General features: G+C 61.1%; 9 protein-coding genes. 3 read left to right on the plus strand and 6 right to left on the minus strand.

Annotated features, from left to right (window positions below; all coding sequences use genetic code 11):
• Positions 1–567: 567 nt before the first annotated feature.
• Positions 568–15,150 (plus strand): PKD domain-containing protein, encoded by a 14,583-nt coding sequence (locus ACOOHD_RS16115; RefSeq protein WP_420458907.1) that lies wholly within the window; start codon positions 568–570, stop codon positions 15,148–15,150.
• Between the two features lie 17 nt (positions 15,151–15,167).
• On the opposite strand, the gene recG is transcribed toward ACOOHD_RS16115, so the two are convergent.
• The 3 genes from recG to ACOOHD_RS16130 form a co-directional block, all read right to left on the minus strand.
• Positions 15,168–17,297, minus strand: a complete 2,130-nt coding sequence (gene recG / locus ACOOHD_RS16120) for an ATP-dependent DNA helicase RecG (protein ID WP_420458908.1) — start codon at positions 17,295–17,297, stop codon at positions 15,168–15,170.
• A gap of 32 nt (positions 17,298–17,329) precedes the next feature.
• Positions 17,330–18,058, minus strand: a complete 729-nt coding sequence (rlmB, locus tag ACOOHD_RS16125) for a 23S rRNA (guanosine(2251)-2'-O)-methyltransferase RlmB (protein ID WP_420458909.1) — start codon at positions 18,056–18,058, stop codon at positions 17,330–17,332.
• A gap of 169 nt (positions 18,059–18,227) precedes the next feature.
• Positions 18,228–20,519 (minus strand): CotH kinase family protein, encoded by a 2,292-nt coding sequence (locus tag ACOOHD_RS16130; protein WP_420458910.1) that lies wholly within the window; start codon positions 20,517–20,519, stop codon positions 18,228–18,230.
• A gap of 77 nt (positions 20,520–20,596) precedes the next feature.
• Here ACOOHD_RS16130 and ACOOHD_RS16135 point away from each other — a divergent pair, with 77 nt between their 5' ends.
• Complete coding sequence (locus ACOOHD_RS16135; RefSeq protein ID WP_420458911.1) at positions 20,597–21,481, plus strand: aldose 1-epimerase family protein; 885 nt, start codon at positions 20,597–20,599, stop codon at positions 21,479–21,481.
• Positions 21,482–21,660: 179 nt separating this feature from the next.
• Here ACOOHD_RS16135 and ACOOHD_RS16140 read toward each other — a convergent pair whose 3' ends face one another.
• Genes ACOOHD_RS16140 through ACOOHD_RS16150 form a run of 3 tightly spaced genes read right to left on the minus strand, consistent with a single transcriptional unit; the run spans position 21,661 to position 24,294 of the window.
• Positions 21,661–22,932, minus strand: coding sequence for a DUF4350 domain-containing protein (locus ACOOHD_RS16140; protein ID WP_420458912.1), 1,272 nt, complete (start codon positions 22,930–22,932; stop codon positions 21,661–21,663).
• Positions 22,925–23,611, minus strand: coding sequence for a DUF4129 domain-containing protein (locus tag ACOOHD_RS16145; protein WP_420458913.1), 687 nt, complete (start codon positions 23,609–23,611; stop codon positions 22,925–22,927). The genes ACOOHD_RS16140 and ACOOHD_RS16145 overlap by 8 nt, the downstream gene beginning before the upstream one ends.
• A gap of 53 nt (positions 23,612–23,664) precedes the next feature.
• Positions 23,665–24,294 carry an SDR family oxidoreductase gene (locus tag ACOOHD_RS16150; protein WP_420458914.1) on the minus strand — a complete coding sequence of 210 codons (630 nt, stop codon included), beginning with the start codon at positions 24,292–24,294 and terminating at the stop codon, positions 23,665–23,667.
• A 333-nt stretch (positions 24,295–24,627) separates the two neighbouring features.
• Between ACOOHD_RS16150 and ACOOHD_RS16155 the strand changes: the two genes are divergently transcribed.
• A complete protein-coding gene (locus tag ACOOHD_RS16155; RefSeq protein WP_420458915.1) occupies positions 24,628–25,866 on the plus strand; it encodes an acyl-CoA dehydrogenase family protein in 1,239 nt (412 codons plus the stop codon).

A 25,866-nucleotide genomic window follows, 5' to 3' on the forward strand; every position in this document is an offset into this window, starting at 1 on the left:
GTGTCGGGGCAGCATACCCTGGGGGCGCTTTACACATAAGTGAAAGCGGGTGTTCCCAAGGCAAACGCGCAAAAATCAAATTTTGGTGTACCACCGTCAGGCCCAGGGGGCGGGGCCGCAGGTGCCACCCAAAGGCAGCGGGGCGGACATATCTTCATTTCGCCTTCACTCCTCTGGCCCCAGCACCCATCTAGCGCCGAACTACGCTCCATTCCTGCCGTTGGGACGACGTCATCACCTCCCGTTGAAGAAAACTAAGCGGCACGCTACCCCGTATCTACTCAGGCACCCCATACGTTAAAGTACGTTCTGCGGTAAGCAGGCACTTTAGCAGTTCGTTAACCGTACACCCCATCCTTGCCCCTGTTACCTCCCCCAGTCATCACTCCAACGCGCGATCATTGGTCGGGTGTGGCCCCACATGTGGGGCATAGGTGAGTGAAACAATAGTAGCTTTGTCCTTACGACACTACGGCTACGCCCCTACCGAAATGCGGCTACTTGTACGGGTGGTCTATCGTGATCCGGTGCCTAATCCCCCGCCGGTTATCGCCGAAACTAGCACAAATGAATAACACTTTACTTGTATTCGTGAAATTTTTTGTTTTTGCAATCAGCCTATCGCTGGGTGTACTCGTGCCAGGATACTCCGCCGCCGCTCACCTACCGGAGGCCGGTCTGTGGCAAACCGGTGGCACGCCCCGCGTAAAGAGCAGCATCCCGGCCAACGGCGCCCAGGATGTAAGTCTCACTACCTCCATTTCCGCTAATGACCTCTTTCTGCCCAACGGTAAGGACGGCATCTTTGGCGTGGATAACAGCACCGTCAACAGCCGCACCGTCAAGCTCTTCGAGGTAGCCACTGGCAACGAGGTGCCCTCCTCCGCCAATGGGACGGGGGGTGGCGATGCCATTAACCTCACGCCGATCTCCCAGCTCGAACCCAATACGTCCTACCGCTTTGTCATCGACGGCGTAAAGGACCTCACCGGCGCTACCTTCGAGACCTACTCCGCCACCTTCACCACCGCCGGCGAGAAACCGGACGAGCGCAACCCCCTCGACGGCGTCTCCTTCGTGCAGGTCGGTAACGTGGCCACCGGCGAGGTCTATACCTCCCTGACCATCGGCCCGGACCGCAGGCTTTACGGCCTGCGTATCAGCGGCACCATCGACCGCTGGGATATGGATTCCCAGGGTAGCGGTGCGCTTTCCAACCGTAAGACCATCACGGTGATCGAGGATAAGTACGGAGCCCGTGCGGCCATCGGCCTGGTGTTCGATCCGCGCTCTCCGGCCACCGATCCGGTGGCCTTCGTGAGCCACTCCACCGGGGTGCTCACCAACGGGCCGGCCTGGGACGGTAAGATCAGCCGGCTATCGGGAGCTAATCTCGGTACGGAAGACCTCCTGGTCACTAACCTGCCCCGGTCACGGCGCGACCACCTGGTCAACGGCCTTGCCTTCCGTGACGGCCAGCCCAATCTGCTGTACTTCAACGTAGGTAGTAACACGGCCGGTGGTGCCCCCGACCGTTCGTGGGGGTTTCGGGAGGAGCGGCTCCTCTCCGCCGCTACCCTCCAGCTGGATCTGGATCTGCTGCCCCCAAACAAGTGGCCGCTCGACGCTAAAACCACCCAGGACCAGGCTGCCATCAATGCGGTGGACGTCAATTCGCCCACCCTCGGCACCGGCACCGGTACCTACACGGAAAACGGAACGGTCTACCCCGACAACGGTACCTACAACCCCTACTACGTCAACGCGCCACTGAAGATATTCGCGACCGGCATCCGCAACGCCTTCGACCTGGTCTGGCACAGCAACGGCCAGCTCTATATTCCCACCAACGGAACGGCCGGCGGTAGTAACACCCCGGCCTCGGTAGACGGCACCCGCCGGCCCAACGGCGAGTTCTACGACTATAGCGATCCGAAGTATCCGGTCATTCCGGCTACCTTTGGCAACAATACGCAGCGTGACTTCCTCTTTCGCGTCGATCCGGAAAAGAACATCGGATTCTACGGGCACGCCAATCCGCGGCGGGGCGAGTTCGTCCTGAACCGCGGTCCAGTGGATGTGGTGGGCTACGACAACTCGGTCAGCCCCGACCCCAACTACCGGGGTGTGGCCTATAATTTCGGCTACGGCTTTTCCCCCAATGGCGTGATTGAGTACCGCAGTGAGGCCGAAGGCGGCAAGCTGAAGGGCGCCCTGCTGGTGTGCCGCTACAGTGCCGGTGACGACATCATCGCGCTGCTTCCCAACGGACCCAACGGAGACATCCTCACCAGTAAGGAGAAGATTCCCGGCCTGTCGGGATTCAAAGACCCGCTCGACATCATCGAGGATCGCGTGACGGGCAACCTATACGTAGCCGACTACGGCCGGCAGGGCATCGTACTGGTGCGCCCGAATGAGAACTCCTCCCCCCAGCCTACCATTGAGGTCGACCCACTCGCGGTGATCACGGATGACGTGGCCGATGGAGTGCCCGGTGAGGACATCATCGTGAGCATCATCAACCGGGGCAACGCCGCCCTCCTCCAGCCTAAGGTGACGATCACGGGGCCGGACGCCGATCAGTTCAAGGTCACGGCCTCCACCCTCCCCACGCTGATCGATCCCAACAAGCGGGCCACCGTGCTGCTGAACTTCAACCCCACCACCCCGGGCTCGAAATTTGCCACGCTGCTGGTGACCGGTGAGAACACGGAAGTGCGGGCTGAGATCGAACTGCGGGGGCTGGGCACCAACCTGCCCGGCAACAACGATGAGCCCTCCCTTCAGCAGATATTCGATACCTACAACCTGGCGATCAACGTAGGGGACCAGGACCCGGCTACCAACAAAATTGACCTGCCGGGGAATGCGTCCTATAATGATATACTGGGCGACGAGCAGCGCATCCAGTACTTCCAGCGGGCCATCGCGGGCAACCCGGTCACCCTAGAGGTGCTAGCCGTATACGGACCCAAGGCCAACGATCCGGTGGTCGGTTTCGGCTGGTATGAGAGCGGTATATCCTCCTCCGCCTCCGAGCTGCTATCGGTAGGTAGCGCCAACGGGCAGGCCCGTACGCTACAGCCCGACCTCACCCGGTCTAGCGTGACTTCCTTCGACCCCGGCGATAAAACGTTTGGCTTTTACAGCCGGTGGCCCTTTTTCGACGACCGCTACGTGTACCTGGAGGATGTGCTCAATACGTTTGAGCGGGCCATTCCCCATCACGTGCGGGTCTATGAGCAGCCCGGCGTAGATAACATCTACATCCTGGCCTTCGAGGAGCACATCAATGGCTTCGACTACCAGGACATCGTAGTGCGCGTAACCAACGTAGCCCCCGCCCAGGTCGTGTTGGCCCCCGTGGTGACCGCCACCCCCGACGAACTCATCTTTGAGGCTTCCGTCCAGGGACCGGCACCCCAGGAGGATACCAAGACCGTGACCATCCGGAACACGGGTAATGCGCCCCTGGAAATCACCGGAGTGCGCATCGGAGCCGGGCAGTTTGCCGGCAACTTCAGCGTGGCTGGTCCCAAATCCGTTACGCTTGCACCGGCGGCCGCGCAGGATTATACCGTAACCTTTAAGCCGGGAGGTGGTCTGAGCGATCTGGGGTATCAGGAGAGTAGCCTTGTATTTACTACGAATACCGAGTCCGGAAGCTTCCAGCTAGGGCTGTACGGACTAAAAACGCAGAAGTACGAAGGCACCGGGGAGCCGCCGCTACAGGATGTGGTCAATGCGCTGGGCTATGACGTGAACGTAGGCTGGACTACGCTGGAAAATACCACCGCAGCGACCGCCCAGGGAGAGGAGGTGCTAGAGCCACTCTTCGAAGCGGCCGGGCCCGGCGAGGTGCAGATGGTACCCGTGGCGCGCTACAGTCCCGCCGAAACGCTGCCCTTTGGCTGGTACAGTCGGGTGAACGGAGAGCTTACGACCAATCAGGTGGGGGTGCTGGCCGACGGACTGCCCGCGGCCCAGACCCTTTTTCCGCCCCAGACTTCGGGGACTACCTCGTTTACGCCCCGCCGGGGTGCCTTCGGACTGTACGTCTACTCGAACTCCTTTTCCCGCTTCAACTACACGGAGGACGCCCTGAATACGGACGGAGTGGCCCACCGGGCACGCGTGTATCCCGCGCGCGACCGTGAGGGGGCACCGATTGCCAACGCCTATTTGGTGGGGTTTGAGGATGCTAGTAACGGAGATTACCAGGACTACCTCTTCCTGGTGACCAACGTGAAGCCCTACGTGGCTCCCGAGCCGGCCCTGGCCTTTGAGCCTGACGTGCTGCGCGTGAGCGCTACGGTGGGCGAGCTTTCGGGACAGTACACCACCGAGCTGATCGCTAATACCGATATTCTCGAGGATGCCGTGGCGCTGACCCCCAGCGATCCCTGGATTATCGTACCCAGCAGCTATACCTACGGGGAGCAGATCGACATCACGGTAGACGGGCGGCAGCTGGCCTTCGGCGTGTACGAGGGCACCGTGACGGCTACGGCAGCGGGTTTCGAGTCGGCCGTACTGCGCATCACGGCCACCGTGAACGAGCCGGCGGAGGACGGCACGCTCAAGATCAACTTTCAGGACGATTCCTTCTCGCCGCCGACCGGCTACCTGGCCGACATAGGTCTCGCCTACGGCAAACGGGGTAATGGGCAGACCTACGGCTGGATCGACCCCGTCACAAAGCAACCCCTAGACAATACGGCCGCGGCTCGGGGAGACGAGCGGGATATCACGAACTCCAGCTCGGACGACGATAAACTGCTGCGCTCTTTCAACAGTCTCGAGCCTTTCGGGCAGGACAGTCCGCGGGACTGGGAGATCGCCGTACCCAATGGACTCTACCGGGTACAACTCGCGGCCGGCGACCCTACGAATACTAACAGCCGGCACACCGTACGGGCCGAGGGGCAAACGCTAATCGAAGATTTCATTCCTTCCGGTACCAGCACCTTCGCGGTGGGGGTCGATACGGTACGCGTAAGCGACGGTAAGCTTACTCTGGATGACGAGGGTGCGCCGGCCAACGGCAATACCAAGCTCATCTACGTGGACATCGTACCCGTGGATAGTAGTGTGTTTGCTCCGGAAATCACCATTAGTGTTGCCGGCAGCACCAATCCTGCCGGAGAATACTACGGACAGGCCACGGTGACCCTTTCGGCCACCGATAAGTCGGGTAGTGGTAGTGTGGGGGATATCTTTTACACCCTGAACGGGCGGGGACCTACGCGGTATACCGGTCCATTTACGGTGACGCTACCCAACGGTGTTACCGCCCAGAGCAATATAGTGAGGGCTACGGTAACCGATGCACGCGGCAATGAGGGCGTGGCGGTGCGTTCCTTTACGCTGGTGCCCAGTACGGGTGCGGTCATCCGTCTGGAGAATATGACCACGCTGCTCTACAGCGACCGGGGGCTACCGGCCGATACCTTTTATACCTTTAATAAGATAGAGCGGCCCGTCAATTTTCAGCAGGATACGACCATTACCCGGCTGGAGAACACGATGCGTATTCACAACGACGGAAGCACGCCGCTGGTCATCCGCCGGCTCACCACTACGAATACCGACAACTTCATCGTCACCGGACTTACCGTGCCGGAGGAGGGACTGCGCATCGCGCCCGGCACCTACGTGGATGCCGTGCTGCGCTTCGTGACCACCGCCCCCCCCTACCGCCGGCTGGTCACCGAGCGGCTGGTCATCGAATCGAATGCCGACAACGGGGCCAACGCTAAGGCGATCCTACGGGGTGCCTGGATGCAAACGCCGGAGGGAAGCTCGGAAATTACTACCCAACAGCTGTTCGAAGCCTTCGGGTTCGGGACGGAAATGGGCCGGTACGCCAACGGCGAGTTTATTATTCGCCCTAGCTCGGACGTGCCCTCGGCCGCAGCCGTCGATGCGGGCAGGGAGGGTGACCTGATCCTTTCGGACTACTTCGTGCAGGCTGATCCCGGTAAGGAGGTTGTCGCACTACAGTTAGCCGCTCTGCACAGCCGGGGCGCGAATACGACCACCTTCCGGAGCCCGAATAATGATGTCCTGCTACAGTTCGATCACGGGCGTGACTGGTTCCAGGCACTACTGCCCTGGCTGAAGGACGATATTCCCTTCGTGGCCGGTGCACGTAAACCTACCATTCCCGGTCCCTTCAGCCTAACCATTAACGGGTACAACTCCCTAGGGGGTAACCTCAAGGGCGAGTTGAAGGATCAGATCGTAGGAGTACGCGTGTACAAGGCGATCAAGGCGAACGGGGAGGTGATCCCTAATGAATACATCGTGCTCCAGGACAACATTGGTAACGGATGTGGTCAGGGACAGGGAAACTGTGACTGGCAGGACAACGTGATCTATATGATCAACGTACGGCCACAGGCGGTGCCTAGTGCCAGTCAGATCGCCGGGTTAAGTGTCGATGTTCTCCAGGAGCAGGCCTACGACGTAAGTACCTACTTTGATAAGGGATACGCCGGTAACAAACTAACCTATACCGCCACCCTCGAAGACGGAGGCGCGCTTCCGTCCTGGATCGTACTGGACCCCAGCACGGGAATTTTCACCATCCGTGCGGAGGTAGCCGCTGCCCGCCAACAGTTTCGCATTCGGGTGACGGGCACCGATTATAATAAACTGACTGCCTCCTCGACCTTCACGCTGACGGTCCGCGACACGGACATCAACTGTACGGTAGATGCTAACGTAGGGGGGGAGGACAAGGTCCTTAACTGTAATACCGGCAGCGTTCAGCTCACCGGTAGGGTATCGGTCGGTAATTACCGCTGGACTGGGCCGGCGGGTTTCACCTCCACGGAGGCTAACCCCACCGTAAGCGTAGCGGGCACCTATACGCTGGCTACTACCGCCCCGAACTGCCCTTTGACCAGCACGGTGGAGGTACTGGAGGGTGCCGTACCGTCCAATTTACGGATCGAGGCTCCGCTGCAAACGATCAACTGCTCGGTAGAATCGATTACCCTGGCCGCCGTATCGGATGATACCTCGGCGGCCATCGTCTGGTACAACGCTGCCAACCAAATCCTGAGTCGGGCCGACACCCTGGTAGTAACCGCTACCGGTACCTACCGCGCTGAGGCCACCAGTGCCGGAGGCTGTACGGCCAGCGAGCGCGTCACTATCGACCAGGACCTGGATACGCCTACCGCCGGTACGGGCGGAAGTATCGCGACCTGTGGCAGCAGTGGAACCTTCAGCCTCTACGATCGGCTTTTTGCCCTGGGTGGAAATCCCCAGCGGGGAGGTACCTGGACGCTAGACGGTCGGGTAGTGCCGGACCAGTTCAATCCAGCCAGCGGGTCATCGGGAACCTACACCTACACCGTAGGAGGAAAGAACGGCTGCCCCACGGCAACGACCACGCTGACAATCTCCATCACCACGCCGGTAACTTACTACGCCGACCTGGACCGGGACGGCTACGGCGATCCCCGCCAACCCCTGGAATCCTGCGTGGTGCCTCCCGGCTACGTGGCCAACCGGCTGGACAATTGCCCGACCGTCAACTCAAGTAGTCTGGCGGATGCCGACGGCGATGGCATCGGCGATGCCTGTGATCCGGACGACGACAACGATGGGGTACGGGACATCGACGACTGCGAGCCCTTCAACGCACGGGTAGGGGAGGCGGTGTTCTACTACGCTGACCTGGACGGTGACGGATTTGGCGATCCCGCCAATGGCTTTGCCACCTGTGCCCTGCCCCCCGCCAATTATGTAGAAAACAATACCGATAACTGTCCCGACATTGCCAACCCTAACCAGATTGATAGTGATGGCGATGGAGTAGGTGACATTTGTGACGGGTCGGCTACCGGCACCAGTATTTTTTGGCTGGAAACCGAGTGTGCCGAGGTAGGAGCGGGCTGGGAGACCGTCCGGAGTGATAGTGCTTCGGGAGGTGCCTATGTAGTATTCCCCCGCGGCATCTCCACTACGGAGCCGCCGGCGGATATCGCGGAGAATAAAGTGTCTTTCACCATCCGCAACGTACAGGCCGGTAGGTACCGTTTGTTCGGCCGCACCTTTACTACCGGTGTGGACGGTGACTCCTTCTGGGTGCGCTTCAATGAAGGGGAGTGGTTCCGCTGGTACCGGGGCTTCACCTACAACGTCTGGGAGTGGACTGAGGCTACTGGAGAAACGGGGGGCATCGATCTGCCCGACGGTACCGTTTCGCTGGATATCGCCTACCGGGAAGGTGGGGCGCAATTGGATAAGCTGTACCTCTCCCTGGACGGACGTATCCCGACCGGCTTTGGTGAGGATGCCATCAACTGTGCTAGCATCAATCAGGTGCCCATTGCACTGATTAACCTCCGGCCGGCCTACGGTACGGCTCCGCTAACGGTTACCCTCGACGGATCCGAATCGCGTGATTCCGATGGCTTCATCACCAATTACGAGTGGGAGTGGTCTACCGGCGAGGCCGAGGGCGTCGATCCCACCGTGGTATTCGAGCAGGTGGGCAACTACAATATCACCCTCACGGTCACCGACAACGAGAACACCAGCTCTTCCGGCGTGGCTACCCTGCGGGTACTGGATGGAAATGAGGATACGGACGGCGACGGAATATCCAATAGTGAGGATATCTGCCCCCTTATTGCTAACCCCTCTCAGATACTGCCCACTTTCTACGCCGATACGGACAACGATGGCCTGGGCGATCCGGCGGTATTCGTAGAAGCCTGTGAGGCACCGTTGGGTTACGTAGTGAACGCCAACGACAACTGTCCCGAGTTCACCTCCTCGGATGTGACGGATACGGATGGGGATGGCATTGGTGATCAGTGCGACGATGATGACGATGGTGACGGAGTACCCGACGCGGAAGATTGCAGCCCGCTCAATCCCCGCTTCCGGGAATCCGGTACCTACTACGCTGACTTTGACGGAGATGGGTTCGGCGATCCAGATAGTAGCATCGTGGCCTGTAGCCAACCGGCTGGGTACGTGCTAGATAATACGGATAACTGCCCGGCGGTAGCTAATGCCGATCAGCTAGACAGCGATAACGATGGCGTCGGAAACACCTGTGACCCCTCTGTGGTAGGGCGTCAGGAATTCTGGCTCGAAGCCGAATGCGCCGAGGTAGGTGCGGGGTGGCGGACGGCCAGTGGGCGAGATGCCTCCCGCGGGGACTACGTCGTATTCCCCACCGGAAATTCGCTCAACGAGGCTCCGGCGGACGTGCCCGCCAACCGGATACGGTTTACCGTCAACGGTGCCCAGCCCGGGGTGTACCATATCTACGCCCGTATACTTGCCGAGACCGGCGCTAGTGATTCTTTCTGGTTCCGGGTGAATGCTGGAGAATGGGTGCGCTGGTCGAGCGGAATCGTCCAGAGCGCGACCTTCGAATGGAACGAGCTGCTGGGTAGCCCATTCGAATTGCCCGACGGCACGTCCACTATCGATCTAGCGTACCGGGAAGCCGGCGTGCTGCTGGACAAACTCCACGTGGGCGTGGAAGATCAACTGCCGACCGGACTGGGACAGCCCGCCAGAAACTGCGGTGATTTCGTCAACGAGCCCCCCGTAGCCGTAGCAACTGCTACCCCCTCGAGTGGACTGGAGCCCCTATCCGTACTCCTAGACGGTAGCGCATCCACCGATCCTGACGGGGTGCTCATCGCCTACGACTGGAAGTGGAATGGCGGTGGTACGGCCGTGGGCATTCAGCCGCAGGTGACCTTTTCAGCCGGCAATTACGCCGTAACCCTTACCGTAACCGACGAAGAGGGGGGCACGGACTCAGATGTGGTCAATGTACAGGTGGGCCGGGACGACACGGACACGGACGGCGATGGTATCCGCGACGTAGTGGATAACTGTCCCACGGTAGCCAATCCGGATCAAAGTCAAGATACCTATTATGCCGACTTTGATGAGGACGGCTACGGAGATCCCAATGAAACGATCCTCGGCTGTGTGATCCCGGAAGGATACGTAGACAATGCGCTGGACAATTGCCCGGACCGCTTTTCCACCGATCTGAGTGACTTGGACGGGGACGGAATCGGGGACGCCTGTGATCCGGATGACGATGGGGACGGGGTCAACGATGGACAGGACTGTTTCCCACGGGACCCAGATCAAAGCAGCGGAGCTACCTACTACGCCGACTTCGACCGGGACGGCTTTGGTGATCCCAGCACCTTCATCACGGCCTGCAATCAGCCCGCCGGCTACGTAATCGATAATACGGACAACTGCCCCAGCGTACCCAACCCTAACCAGACCGACGTAGATGGCGATGGCATCGGGGATGCTTGTGACACTTCGGTAGAGGGGGTCAATGTATTTTGGTTGGAAGCCGAGTGCGCCCAGGTAGGCGCGGATTGGTCCATCGCCAGTGATGATCCGGTCGCCTCCAACGGTAGCTACGTCGTCAGTCTGTCCCAGGAGTCGATCAACGCTGCACCGGCAGATGTACCGAATAACCGGGTACGTTTCGTACTGGAGGAAGCGCGTTCCGGCCGCTACCACATGTTCGGACGTATACGTGCCGATAATACCGCTGACAACTCCTTCTGGATCCGCGTCAACGATGGCAGCTGGCTCGTGTGGACCAAAAATATCCGGGTAGACGGAGTATTCCACTGGGCCGAGCTCGTGAATAGCCCTTTTAGTCTCCGGCAGGGCTACAACACCATCGATATTGCCGTGCGTGAAAACGGTACCCGTCTGGATAAACTACACATCGACTTCGATAATTCACTGCCTACAGACGCGGGGGATACAGCCTTCAACTGTGGGACCAGTCTCAACCGCCGTCCGGTAGCCGTAGCCACCGCTACCCCTACCGCCGGTCCTACTCCGTTGCTCGTGCAGCTCGATGGAAGTGGCTCTAGCGATACCGATGGCACCGTTGTCGCCTACCGGTGGGTGTACGGTAGGGATACCCTTGAGGGGCCCACCCCCAGCGTCGAGCTTACGGCCGAAGGTGTCTATGACTTTTTGCTTACGGTGACCGATAATGAGGGGGCAACGGGTACGGACCGCGTCACCGTCACGGTGGGGGGTACCGAAAACCTACCTCCGGTTGCCCGCGCTACGGCGCGGCCTACGCGGGGTGCTGCCCCGCTACAGGTAAACCTGATCGGTACCGCCTCCACCGATGAAGACGGCCGCATCGTGAACTACGCCTGGAACTGGGGACAAGATTCCACGGCAGGACCTGCCGTATCGGCTAGTTTTCCCGCCGGCACGTATGAGGTGACCCTAACGGTCACGGATGATGACGGGGCTACGGATACCGACGTGGTGACCATCGAGTCACTGGCATCCGGTGTAGATACGGATGGTGACGGCGTAGAGGATACGCAGGACAACTGCCCAACTATTTTTAATCCCAACCAGAATACTTTCGTCTACTACGCCGATACCGATGGGGATGGCTACGGTGATCCGGCTTCCCCCCTACAGGCCTGTGAACAACCGGACGGCTACGTCGAGAATAGCGATGACACCTGCCCGGAGGTAAGCTCGGACGATCTGACGGATACGGACGGCGACGGACTAGGCGACCTGTGTGACGAGGACGACGATAACGACGGGGTTCCCGATGTGGAGGACTGCGATCCCCTCGACGCGACCTTCACCAGCTCCCAGAGCTACTACGCCGATACGGACAACGATGGGTTCGGCGATCCCGCTGACAGTATTGTAGCCTGTGTGCAGCCCGATGGCTATGTGCTCGACAATACGGATAACTGCCCTACGGTGGCTAATCCAGATCAGACCGACTCCGACGGCGATGGCCTGGGAGACGAATGTGACGAACCCAGCGAGCCCGCACCGGAACCCGGAAAGACTTCCTTTACCTTCGAGGCCGAGTGCGCCACGGTGGGTAGTGACTGGACCACTGTGCGTGATGCAGCTGCCTCGAAAGGGAGGTACGTGACCTACATTGGAACCGAGGCTACCGAAGCCCCACCCGCCGATCAACCGGAAAGCCGGGTACGCTTTACCCTAGACAGTGTACAGGAAGGGTCATACTACCTCTTCGCCCGCACGTTTGCGGCTGATGAAGCGAGCGATGCCTACTGGATTCGTATCAACGATGGCGAGTGGATGGTATGGAACGGAGTCACGACTTACGGTAGCTTCGTCTGGAACGAGAGTAGCAACAGCCCGTTTGCTCTCAATAGCGGCATCAACACGATCGACATTGCCTTTAACGAATCTGGAGTACAGCTCGATAAGGTGCACATCAGCACCGAGCAGGACGTGCCTACTGGATTCGGAGAAGACGACGATGCCTGTGACGAAGCACCCGCTAACCAGCCCCCCCTAGCCCGCGGTAAGACCAGCGTAACCAGTGGCATCGCGCCGCTGACCGTGACGCTCGATGCTACGGAGTCCTCTGACCCCGACGGCACCATCGTCAGTTACCGCTGGGAGTGGGAGAATGGCTCGGCGGAAGGTGAGGTGACCACCGCTACATTCACCGTGCCGAATGCCTACGACATCACCCTCACAGTAACCGATAATGAGGGCGCCACTGATTCCGAAGTGATGACCCTGACCGTCGTCGAACCCGGTAACCTCGCCCCCACCGCTGTAGCTGCCGCCACCCCGACCACGGGTACCGCCCCGCTAGTCGTGCAGTTGGACGCTACCGGCTCTTCGGATGAGGACGGCTCGATCGTAAGCTACCGTTGGGCCGTGCCCGATCGGGATACGCTCAGCGAGCCTACGCCGACCGTGACCTTCGACACCGCCGGTACCTATCCGGTGGTCCTTACGGTCACGGATGATGACGGAGCTACCGCTTCGGATACGGTCACCATCACCGTGGTAGAGCCGGAGCCAGAGCCAGAACCGGAAAATGTCGCTCCCGTAGCCGTGGCTACCGCTACGCCAACAACGGGCACCGCCCCGCTGGAAGTACAGCTGATGGGTAGCGGCTCTACGGACGAAGACGGCACCATCGTGGACTACGTTTGGTCGATCGACGGCCGCGACGACCTTGACGAGGCCGATCCGGTAGTAACCCTTGAGGAGGCCGGGGAGTACGCGATCGTACTTACCGTGATGGACGATGACGGTGCTACCGATGCGGATACGGTGCTAGTCACGGTGACCGCACCGGAGCCTGAGCCCGAAAATACTGCACCAGTGGCCGTAGCCACCGCTACGCCGACCAGTGGTACCGCGCCATTGGAGGTGCAGCTAGATGGAAGCGGATCAAGTGATGAGGACGGTACCATCGTGACCTACACCTGGACCGTACCCGGAAGGGCCGACGTAACGGAGGTAAATCCGTCAGTCACCCTTACGACTGGCGGCGAGTACGCGATCGTACTTACGGTCACGGATGACGATGGGGCCACGGCCAGTGACACCGTCACGGTGACAGTAACCGAACCCGAGCCCGAACCCGAGAATATTGCCCCCGTAGCAATCGCTACCGCTACCCCCACCTCGGGCACTGCGCCGCTGACCGTTTCCCTAGACGGTACCGGCTCGACGGATGAAGACGGCACCATCACCACCTACGTCTGGACGATACCCGGAGCCGACGACGCTACCGAAGCTACCGTATCGGCGACCTTCGTGGAAGCCGGCACCTACGCGGTCGTACTGACCGTGACGGATGATGATGGAGCTACGGACTCCGATACCGTCACCATCACCGTGGAGGCCGCCGAAAATCAGCCCCCGGTCGCGGTAGCTGCCGCCAGCCCCCTGACCGGCGAGGAACCTCTCGAGGTACAGTTCGACGGTAGTGGTTCCAGCGACCCGGACGGTACGATCGTAGCCTACCAGTGGACCTGGACGGATGGTGATACGCTCACCGGTGTTGATCCTACGGCGACCTTCGCTGCCGGAACCTACCTGGTCACGCTCACGGTCACCGACGATGCGGGTGCTACGGCAACCGACGTGGTGCAGATCACCGCCACCGCACGGGAGCCGGAAGTGGAAGATACCGATGGCGATGGCGTCCCGGATGCAGAGGATAACTGTCCTACGGTAGCCAACCCCGACCAGCTCGATACCGACGCAGACGGTCAGGGCGATGCCTGTGACGCCGATGACGACAACGACGGTAATCCCGATGAATTCGATTGCGATCCCCTGGATCCGACCGTCATCTACCGGAAGCTCTTCTTTGCCGACTTCGACAACGACGGTTTCGGAGACCCGAATACGTATGTCTCGGCCTGTGAACGCCCCGCCGGCTACGTGCTGGACTACCGCGACAACTGTCCCGCCGTAGCTAACCCGGACCAGCTCGATAGTGACGGCGACGGCATCGGTGATGCCTGTGAATCGGTGACGCAGTACGACGGCGACAACTGGATGGAGGCGGAATGTGCCGACTACCCGAGCGACTGGCTCACCCGCAGCAGTGCTTCCGCCTCCAACGGAATGTTTATCGGCTACAGTGGACCGACTCGCTTCTCCGCGCCTACCATGGATAGACCGGGCTCCCAGCTCACTACCACGGTAGACCTTCCCGAGGGAGGACGCTACCACCTGTTCTTCCGCATGAACGCCTGGCGTAGTGCCAGCAACTCCTTCTGGGTCAAGATCGACGATTCGCCCTGGATGAATTTCTCCAAGTACATTGGTGGCACCGAGATTCTCACCGAGGGCTTCCAGTGGGTGAAGGTGAACGACAACGGAACGGATGTCTCCTTCAACCTGGAGGCCGGCGTACACACGCTGACGGTGGCTAACCGTGAGTCCTTCACGCTGCTCGACAAGATCGCCCTGAGCCTCACCAAGTCACTACCCAGTGGCCTGGGAGGCAAAGCCGATAACTGTGAGAAGCAGTTCCTGACCGACGAGGATCCCGCTACCGCCGGCCTGCGCATTTTTGATGCACCTGCGCCCGCGCCCGCCCTGACGCTCTTTCCCAACCCCACCGCCAGTAGCCTCAATTTCCGTCTGGAGAGCGATCGCAGCGGTAGGGTAACGGTAGTAATTACTGACATCAACGGCCGCCTGGTGCGGAACCTCCAGTACGATAAGGACGGAGAGCTACTGCAGGACAAGCTCGACGTGACCGACCTGCCGATGGGTACCTATACCCTGCGCGTGATTGAGGGAGACCGTCAGTTGGTACGGAAATTCGTGAAGCTGCCCTAGCAGGGGAGCTACGCCGCCTACGAGATCAAACTCCAGCCCTTGACCGCCTTAAGGTGGTGGTCGAGGTAGCGGCCGAGCATGCGGTGCTCCAGTCGTTGCAGCTGGGGGTCCTGCTCCAGGATGTCCTTGGCCCGGTCGCGGGCTACAGAAAGGATGCGGCCGTCCTGTGCTAGGTCGGCGATGCGCATCTGGAGCAGGCCGCTCTGCTGGGTGCCGTCGATCATTCCCGGTCCGCGTAGCCGCAGGTCGGCTTCGGCGATCTTGAAGCCGTCGGTGGTATCGACCATGGTTTTGATGCGCTGGCGGCTCTCCTTACTGAGCTTGACGCTGGAGAGCAGAATGCAGAAGCTCTCCTCCGCCCCCCGGCCCACGCGGCCCCGTAGCTGATGCAGCTGGCTCAGACCGAAGCGCTCCGTGTGTACGATGACCATGATGGTGGCGTTGGGCACGTTCACGCCGACCTCGATCACGGTGGTGGCCATCATGATCTGGGTCTCGCCGTTCTTGAAGCGGGCCATTTCGAAGTCCTTGTCTTCGGGCTTCATCTTGCCGTGTACTACGCTGATCTGGTATTCGGGTCGGGGGAAGCGGTCGAGCATCTCGTCGTAGGCGGCTTCGAGGGCCAGCAGGTCGAGCTTTTCGTTCTCTTCGATGAGGGGGTAAACGACGTAGGCCTGCCGCCCCTTGGCGATCTCCTCCCGGATACGTCCGAAGACGCGTTCGCGGCGGTGCTCGGTGAAGTGCACCGTCTTGATGGGCGTACGGCCCGGGGGCAGCTCGTCGATCACGCTCACGTCCAGGTCACCGTAGGCGGTCATGGCCAGGGTGCGGGGGATGGGAGTGGCCGTCATCACCAGTACGTGGGGCGGGTAGGGAGTATTTTTCTTCCACAGTTTGGCGCGCTGCTTCACCCCGAAGCGGTGCTGCTCGTCGATGATGGCTAGCCCCAGGTTTTTGAATACCACCGGTGGCTCGATCAGGGCGTGGGTACCGAGCAAGATGTGGATACGCCCCTCGGCCAGGTCCTCCAGCAGCTCACGCCGCGCCCGGCCCTTTACGTTGCCGGAGAGGAAGGCGACGCGTACGTCCATCTCCTGCAGGTATTCCTGGATTGACTCGTAGTGCTGGTAAGCCAGGATCTCCGTGGGGGCCATCATACAGGCCTGGAAGCCATTGTCGAGGGCCATGAGCATCGACATCAGTCCCACCATGGTTTTACCGGAGCCCACGTCGCCCTGTAGTAGGCGGTTCATCTGGATGCCGCGGCCGAGGTCCTGGCGGATCTCGCGCAGCACCCGCTTCTGTGCCCCGGTGAGGGTGAACGGCAGGTGATCCTGAAAAAAGGTATTGAAGTAGTCACCGATTTGTCCGAAGGCGTAGCCCGCCACCCGTGCCTCCCGGCTCACCTTTAGTTGGAGCAGCCGCATTTGCAGCAGGAATAGCTCCTCGAACTTCAGACGCCGCCGCGCCGCCTCTAGTTCCGCCTGGTCGGTCGGGAGGTGGATAGCTCGCACCGCGTCGTAGTGCGATATCAGCCGCAGTTCCTGTAATAGGTAGGGCGGCAGCATATCCGGCAGATCGGCGGGACTGAGCTGGTCCAGCACCACGCGGATTAGCTTACGCCGTCCGCGCGTATCTAGCCCCCGCTTGTTGAGCTTATCGGTGCTAGCGTAGACCGGCTCGAAGGTAGCCGCTTCTTCCGTCACCGCCCGGTTGGCCAGCTCCATCTCCGGGTGGGTGATGCTGAGCTTGCCATTGAACTCCTCTACCTTACCGTACACCACATATTCCTCCCCAATCTTGTAGGTTCGGTCGAGGTAGTTGACGCCGCGGAACCACACCAGCTCCAGGGCCGCCCCGCTCTCATCGCGCAGCCGGCCTACCAGGCGCTTCTTTCGGTGCTCGCCCTTTGTCACCATGGTCACGAGCTTCCCCCTAATCTGCACGTTACCCTGATCGGGCAGGAGGTCGATGATGTGGTGAAACTGCGTGCGGTCTACGTACCGAAAGGGGTAGCTGTACACCAGGTCGCCCAGGGAGAAGATCATCAGTTCCTTCGCCAGCAGCTCCGCCTTGGCCGGACCGATGCCCTTCAGGCTCGCGATACTACGATCGAGCACACCGGCCTTGGAGGTTGCGGGAGACATCTGGGTTTTAAAACAATTTGGGGTAAATATAGCTACATCCGCGCCTTCATTGCCGCGAACAGCAAAATCCCCGCCGCCACCGACACATTGAAGCTATTGAGCGTACCCGCCTGGGGGATGCGGAAGGTGATGTCGGCCGCCCGGGCCACCCCCTCGCTGATGCCCTCGTCCTCGGCCCCCATCACGATGCAGAGTGGCCCGGTCAGCGGCACCTCCTCCAGGTAGCGGGCGGCGTTGAGGTCGCTGGCGATCACCTGCACCCCGCTCAACTGCAAGAACTCCACGGTATTGACCATACTCTTATGGCGGCACACTGGCAGGCGGGCCAGGGCTCCGGCACTGCTTTTGACGGCATCGGGGGTCAGTCCGGCGCTGTTCTTCTGGGGTATGATGATGGTCTGCGCCCCGCACACCTCGGCCGAGCGGGCGATGGCGCCGAGGTTACGCACGTCCGTCACGCCGTCCAGCAGCAAAAACAGTGGTATTTCCCCCCGCTCGTACACCTGCGGTAGTACGTTCTCCACCCGCTGGTAGGCTGCCGCCGCGAGTTGGGCGACTACGCCCTGGTGGTTGCCGCGCACCATCCGCTGCAGCTTCGCCTGCGGGATCAGCGTCATCGGCACCTCGTGCAGCTTGCAGGCCTGCCGCAGTTCCTTCTCGAATTCCCCCCGCGTGCCCTGTTGCAGGTACACCTTGTCGACGGGCTGTCCGGCGGCTAGTGCTTCCAGGACGGGGTGGCGGCCGTAAATGAGGTCTTGCAAGGGGGTCAAGGAGTTAAGGGGGCAAGGAGTTAAGGAGTAAAGGTACGGGGATGCTCGCTTCGCTCGGGTGCGGGGTGTGACATGCGTATCAGGCGTGATAGGTGGGCGGGGCCGCAGGTGCAACGCAAACGAGCGAAGCGAGCAAAGCCACCCTTAACTCCTTGACCCCTCAACTCCTTAACCCCTTAACAAGACCCACCACCAGCAACACCGCCACCCCGATGCTGATCCGCGTCCAGTAAGTACGGCGGGGCAACAGGGTAGTCTGAAGGTAGACCGGGTTAGGGGCACCGGGGGTGCCGGGGCCGGGCTCCACGACCCAGTTTTCGGGCGGGGCGTTGTCGAGTTCGGGGAGAGTCAGGGCGTAGGTGAAGGCCGTGTCGGGGTGGGCGGGCAGGGTGTAGCTCAGGGCATTGACGTAGCTGCCGTCGGCGGCGTAGAGGCCGATACGGTCGCCGGATTTGCTTAGGCCGAAGGGTAGGCCGGGGAGGAAATCGGGCACTTGGGGGTAGGTGGCGCGGAACCTCTCCTCTTTCTGGCACACGACCAGGTAGCCGCCGGGGGGTAGTAGCACGTCGGGGAAGGTGTAGCGGCGCTGACTGTCGTCAATTAGGAACCAGTTCTTTAAGCTGACGGGGGTTTCGCTGCGATTGAGTAGCTCGACCCAGTCGCCGCCGGCCTTGCTGCGGGGGCAGAGCTCGTGAATGATGATGCGGTCCGCCAGGGGGTGCTGGGCTGGCTCGAACTGTGCCGTGATGACATATTCCCGGTCCTCCTGAAGATAGAGCGTGGCACAATCGTCGGTAGCTGAGGTGCCGCCGCGCCAGCCAACGAAGCGGTAGCCGGGCTCAGGTACGGCCCGTAGGGTGATCGGGAAGTTGGCAAAGTACGTGCCCGCTAGTCCGTCACTACCAACGTGAAGATTGTCGTTGAGCACGATGTAGCCGCCGCGGCCAGCCGTAAGCGACACGCTACGGTCGGCCCCAGCGGAAAAGTACGCGCGAAAGTGCTCCCGTAGGTTAGCCGGCCGGTACTGCCCGAAGCGGCGTAGCTGGTCGAGGTGGTACTGCCACTGGCGTTCGGACTGCTCCCAGCGCCGGAGGTGGCGGGGCATTTCGTCGACTACGCCGGCGATGGTGCGCTCGGTTTGCTCGGCGACGGCTTCGGGACTAAAGTCACTGTTGAGGTAATCAAGCGTGCGGTTAACGAAGGTGCGGCGGTAGGTGGCGTTGGTGAGCAGGCGGCGCTGGAAGAGGGTCGACCAGGGCGGGTTAGGCCAGCTGGGGCCGGCCGGGTCGGTGAGGAAGGCGAGGGTATTGATGGTCCAGCCCTCCTGGCGGTGGAGGCCGAAGCCCTGATCTACGTCGTAGAGGATCCAGCGGAAGCGCCCGTCCGACCTGTCGGGGCGCCAGTAGCGGATGTTGCCGCCGGCGTCGCGGTTGTCGAAGTAGGTCTGGGCGATCTGCAGGCGCTGAAAGTTATCCACGTCCATGAGCTCATTCAAGCCGGAGAATACGGCAGTGTCGGAGAGGTCCTGGGTAGTGATGAAGTCATGCAGCGCGCGGTACTCCCGAATCGAGCCGTGCTTGAGGGTCTGCTGATGCTCCAGTAAGCTCAGTGAATCCTTGTCTACCCCCGGATGGTGCTCGGCCAGGTAGCGCGGGTTGATCTTTTCGCGCAGGTGGTACATACCCCAGTAGGCACCGTTGAGGTATACCCGCACCGGGCGGCTGGCCTGGTGGTCGAGATCCCAGCTCGCGTCCACGAGTAAGCTCGAGAGCAGGGCATCGCGGATGAAGCTGCGGCCCCAGTCGCTGCCGCCGTTGCGGACCACCAGGAAACGGAAGGTCTGCGGGGCGTCTTTCCCAAATAGGGGATAGTCGATGCGCTTGTTGCCGTATTCCTTACGGCCCGAGAGCGAAAATGATTTTTGGGGGTGCATCCGGCTCACCCCCCCGAACATCCGCAGGCCCAGCGTACCGTCGTGCACCACCCGGCCGTCAGCCTCGATTAGGTCGACGTGGGCGGGGTGCTCGGCGTGGGTCCACCAATTGGCGCCGCGGGGGTCCCACAGGTCGCGGCCGGCATCCGGGCCGGGCATGAACCAGCCGGAAGTGGGTGAGAAGAGCCGCCAGGGATCGATGCCGACGGAAACGGTCAGTAATTCGGATTCGGGTTCCCCGATCAGGTAGCTTCCCCCTATGGCGCGACCTTGCTGTTCACTGCCCGTGAACACGGCTGCACGTAGGACTTGCGATGCGGAAACACGAATGGGAGAACCGGTGTAGGGCGCAGATCGGAGGCTGGGCGTGCTACCGTCCGTACTATAAAAGATTGCACCCCCGATAGCTATCGGGGCCCCGCCCCGAATGCTTACCCTTTGGGTCTGGGCGAACACACCAGGGGCGGGATGGAACGACAGCGTATCCTGCTGTGCCCGGGCCAGTGACGAAACGAACACGAGAAGGAGAAGGGTGCCACGCAAGCCGGAAACGCCTTAAATGAGTACTTTGGGGCAACCAATTTACTACCCTTTCGATGGACCACCACCTGGAAAACGAGCTGCTTCGGATCACCGTACAAGGCACCGGCGCCGAACTGAAGAGCCTGGTGAAGCGCGAAACGGGGCAGGAGTACATCTGGAGCGGTGACCCAGCCGTGTGGGCCAGTACCGCCCCAGTCCTTTTTCCGATCATTGGTAACCTCAAGGAAGGTAAAACGCGGATTGAGGGCCGGGAGTATGCCATTCCAAAGCACGGCATCATCCGTCATAATGATCAGCTGGAGCTGTATTCTAAGCGGGAGGACCGCCTGGTGTTCCGCCTCTGCTCCAGCGAGGAAACCTATGCGGTGTATCCCTACCACTTCGATTTTCGCATCACGTTCCGGCTACGCAACGAGCACCTGATCGTGTACCACGAGGTGCTCAACCGCGATGACCGGCCGATGCTGTTCCACCTAGGCGGTCACCCGGCCTTCCGTGTGCCCTTCTATGTCGGAGATACCTATGAGGATTACTACCTGCGTTTCGAGCACGCCGAGGATAGCGTGAGCTACCAAGTGACGGATGCCGGCACCGTAAGCAATACCGACACCCGGCCCGTACCCTGGACAGAGGGAGGCAAGGTGCTGCCCCTAACCCACGAGCTATTCGCCCAAGATGCACTGGTCTTTAAGGACCTCGAATCGCGCAGCGTGAACCTGGAGAGCCGCAACCACGGCCCCGTGCTCAAACTCGACTACGCGGGCTGGACGCACCTGGGCGTGTGGGCTAAAACGAATGGTGATTTTATCTGTTTGGAGCCCTGGATCGGGCTGGCGGATGCGGCGGAGGGGGACGGGGAGTTCGCGCACAAGGAGGGCATCATCAGCTTGGAGCCGAATGACGTGTACGAGATGAGCTACGATATTAAAATTTTGTAGACATTCACCACAGAGTCCCCTAAAGGGGCCACACGAAGGGCTTCACGGAGGTCTCACAGAGGCAGTTAGGGAATGGAGGCCAGCGCCGCTGGCGCTAGAGGGCCATACAGATACATGAGCCTAAACCATGGATACCTCCGTGAAACCTTTGTGAAACCCTCTTTCGCCTCTATGGTGAACTACACCCCATACAACGGCTCGATAGCCCGGTAGAACCGCAATAGGTCACCATCCTCCAGTTTCTTACCGGCCGAGACGACGCGGATCTGTGTCAGTGCCCGGTCCACGACCTCCTGCGGCAGGCCGGTGCGCTCGGCTAGGTCGTCGGGGGGTGGCTGGCCCTCCGTCCAGCGGACGCCGCGGCGGTGATTGAGGTGGAAGCGTAGGCTAGCCAGTTCCCGCTGGGCGAGTTGGGCGTGGTTGCCCTTCTGGTACACCAGGCGGCTGATGGTGTCGATGAAGCGTTTGCTGCTATTCTCGCGCCGGGGGATGATGGGGATGATCCGCTGCCTGCGCCGCCCCCGGAAGATGACAAAGAGGAAAACACCCGCCAGGAGGGTATACCAGGCAAAGGCCAGTTCACGTCGCTCCTGGACGTAACGCAGGGTGGGGTTGCCGTTGAGGAGGTTGCGGCCGCCGGTATAGTCGCGCTGTACCGTCTGGGGGTTATTGCCGGTGGGGTCCTGACGAAAGCGGCGGTGGTACTCATCCCAGTACACCGGGCCGGTGCCGACGACGGAGAGCATGGCCTCGGGGTAGCGGTACTGCAGCGAGTCGAGCAGAAACCAGTTGGTAAAGTAGATCGGGTCAGAATGGAAGTAGAAGTTACCCTTGCCCCAGCCCAGGCGAATGAAGTTGATGCCACTGGTATCGAGCGCGCCCAGCACCTGGTTGTCGAGAGTTTCGTCGCAGAGCAGGCGGTCGCTGATGGTGCGCAGACTGAAATAGGCGGGCTTATGGCGGCGCACCAGCACTAACTGGAAGCTATCGCCAGCGGGGTAGCGGTAGGCTACCGCGGAATCGACCTGCACACTGGGAAAACGTTCGTCGCCGTAGTAGCCGTAGTCCTCGAACGCGCCGTAGTAGCAGTCGTCGCCGAAAAGATGGTAAGCAAGGTCTTCGGGTACTTCGTTGGCGGCCAGGAAGGCGGTGTTGCCCCGCTCCACGTAGTCGAGAAGCCCCGTCACGGCCTGCTCCTGATAAAAAGGAGAATGACCCAGGAAGAGGTAGTTGGTGCCGGTGACGGAGTCGAGTTGGGCCAGGTCGCTGCTGTCCCGCAGTAGGGTAAGTCCTTCGGGCCGGGCGGAGAGCAACTGGTAGAGGCCGTAGAGCTCGTAGGGGTCCTTGCCCTCGTAGTCGTAGGTTTCGTACCAGCGCGTCGATGGGCAGCCGTAGAGACTCAGTACCGCTAGGCAGCCCAGGACGTACTTCCATACGCTCAGCCTAGCCATGCGGTGAAGTTGTGATGGCCGGGGCGATCCGATCGGTAAGCGCACCGAAATCCTTATATACCAGCCGGTAGCTGAGCCGGTCGATGGGGTACTTCCCGTACCAGTAGCGCTCGTAAGCCTGGGTGACGCGCACGAAGTCAGCCTGTGCGGGGTGCTCCCGCAGTTGCTGCCGGTAGTCGCGGTTGCTGAAGTCGCGGCGGTAGCGCAGCAGCCCGGCATCCTGCAGCGACTTCAGCAGGGCGATGTAGAGTAGCCGCACGGCAATGTCGTACTGTCCGGCCGCCTCGGCCCGCTCCAGCAGGCTGAGGGAGACGCCCTGCTCGACGAGTTCTTCCTCTACGATCTCGGTTACGTTCACGCCCTGGGCCTCCGCTTCGTGCTGCCGGCGGCGCTTGACCTCCAGGTCGCCCAGGATACGGTAGATCAGTAGGCCCAGTCCCAGCAGTAGGGCTATGGCAATGGCAAGCACCAGGGGCGAGCGCAGGTTATCCAGTTGCAGGTTCCAGTCGATGGGCTGCAGCGGTTCTACAAGCTCCCGCTCTTCTTCGGGCTCGTACACCAGTTCCTCGCGTAGCTCCGTAAGGCGCTCGGCGGGGAAGATGACGGAGCCACCGCCGTCCGCCTGCGACCACAGGGGCGTACACAACAGCAAGAGGAGGGGCAGCAGCAACACGTTCATCGGCAGCAGCGAAGATACGCCACCCGCTTACAGCCTATGGACCGCCACGGCGGCTAGTCGGCTCGCAGCACGATCCTTCCGGTGAGCCCCTCCGCCACGGCCCGGTACACTAGCGCGGCCACGTCCGCAGCAGCTAGCATGCGGGGCGGCAGGGTCTCCCCGTCCCAGCTACTGGTCAGGGTAGCGCCGGGCGCGATCAGCGTCGTTAGCACTCCTGTGTCCGCCAGTTCAAGTTCCCACCCCTCGTAAAGCCCCCGCAGCGCTTTCTTTGTCGCCGCGTAGGCCGTCATGTGGGGGGAGGTTCGATCGGTGGCCGTGGAGCCGATCACCACTAAGTGGCCCCGGCCCCGCGCGCGCATACTAGGTAGCAACTGGCGGGCCAGGCGGTGATTGGCTAGTACGTTCAGGACGAAGCTTTCGGCGTACACATCGCGTGCGTCGAGGAGACCCCCGGGGGCGTAAAAAGCCGCGTTCAGCACCACTACATCGTATATGGTTGTCAGCGTCAATTCTTGCATCAGGTCGGCGACGAGGGGTTCGATGTGGTCTCCGTATTTATCTCTGAGCGTGGTCAGTTGCTCCGCCGTGCGGGCGAGGGCGGTGACCCGGTGCCCTACTGCGGCGAAAGCTTCTGCGCAGGCCCGTCCGATGCCACGGGAGGCACCGGTGATCAGAACGTTCAAAGGGACTGCTACGGGATCGGGCATTGGGCGGGGTCGCGGGTGCGATGCAAGTTACCCCGAAGTTACCCCGTCGGACGGCCTGCCCCCGTCGGACGGCCTGTCCCCGTGTCCCCGTTGGACGGCCTGTCCCCGTTGGACGGCCTGTCCCCGTCGGACGGCCTGTCCCCGTGTCCCCGTTGGACGGCCTGTCCCCGTTGGACGGCCTACCCCCGTCGGACGGCCTACCCCCGTCGGACGGCCTACCCCCGTCGGACGGCCTACCCCCGTCGGACCGCTTGCTCCTTCTGATTTCCGCCGTACTTTTACCTGTCGGCCCTTAAACCCCTACGCATCATGTCTACGACCACCACCGCCCACCACGATTTTACGACCAAGGAGGACTTTCACCAGCAGGCGCGCGCCGACCGCTACCAGTTTCATGACTACTACCTGGTCGATGACCTGCTGGAGGACTACCACCGCATGGCCCGCCAGGCTGTACGCGACTGGGTGAAGGCGGAGGTGAGCCCGATCATCGAGGATGCAGCCATGCGCGGTAAGTGCCCCACCCACCTCTTTAAGGGCCTGGCCGAAGTCGGTGCCTTCGGACCCAGTCTGCCGGTAGCGTACGGTGGTGGCGGCATGGACGAGATCGCCTACGGCGTCATCATGCAGGAACTCGAGCGCTGCGATAGTGGCCTGCGCTCCATGGCCTCGGTGCAGGGTAGCCTGGTCATGTACCCCATCTATAAGTACGCCAACGAGGAGACCAAACAGAAGTACCTCCCTAAGCTAGGTAGCGGTGACTTCATCGGCTGCTTCGGCCTGACGGAGCCCGACGCCGGGTCCAATCCCGGGGGTATGCTGACCACCATTGTAGAGGATGGCGACGCCTATATCCTCAACGGGGCCAAGATGTGGATCACCAATAGCCCCATCGCAGATTTAGCCGTCGTCTGGGCCAAGGACGAGGAGGGCAAGGTGCGCGGTATGGTGGTCGATGCCGATAGCCCGGGCTTTAGCGCTCCGGAGATCCACGGCAAGTGGAGTCTGCGGGCCAGTATTACCGGCGAGCTTGTGTTTGAAAACGTGCGGGTACCGAAGGAGAACGTGTTTCCGGACATCCGCGGCCTGCGCGGCCCGCTGAGCTGCCTGAGCAAGGCCCGCTACGGCATCGCCTGGGGGGCCATCGGCGCGGCCCTCGATTGTTACGACTCCGCCCTACGCTATAGCCTGGAGCGCGAGCAGTTCGGTAAACCCATCGGGGGCTTTCAATTGCAGCAGAAAAAACTGGCCGAGATGATCACCGAGATAACTAAGGCCCAGCTCCTAGCCTGGCGCCTCGGTACCCTCGCTAATCGCGGCGAGGCTACCCCCGCCCAGATCAGTATGGCCAAGCGCAACAACGTACACATGGCCCTGGAGGTCGCCCGCGAGGCCCGGCAGGTCCACGGCGGCATGGGCATCACGAACGAATACCCCATCATGCGCCACCTGATGAACCTGGAAACGGTGCTGACCTACGAGGGCACTCATGATGTACACCTGCTGATCACGGGCCACGATATTACCGGGATTAATGCGTTTGGCTAG

This window comes from Neolewinella sp., from assembly GCF_965214665.1.
Lineage (GTDB): Bacteria > Bacteroidota > Bacteroidia > Chitinophagales > Saprospiraceae > Neolewinella.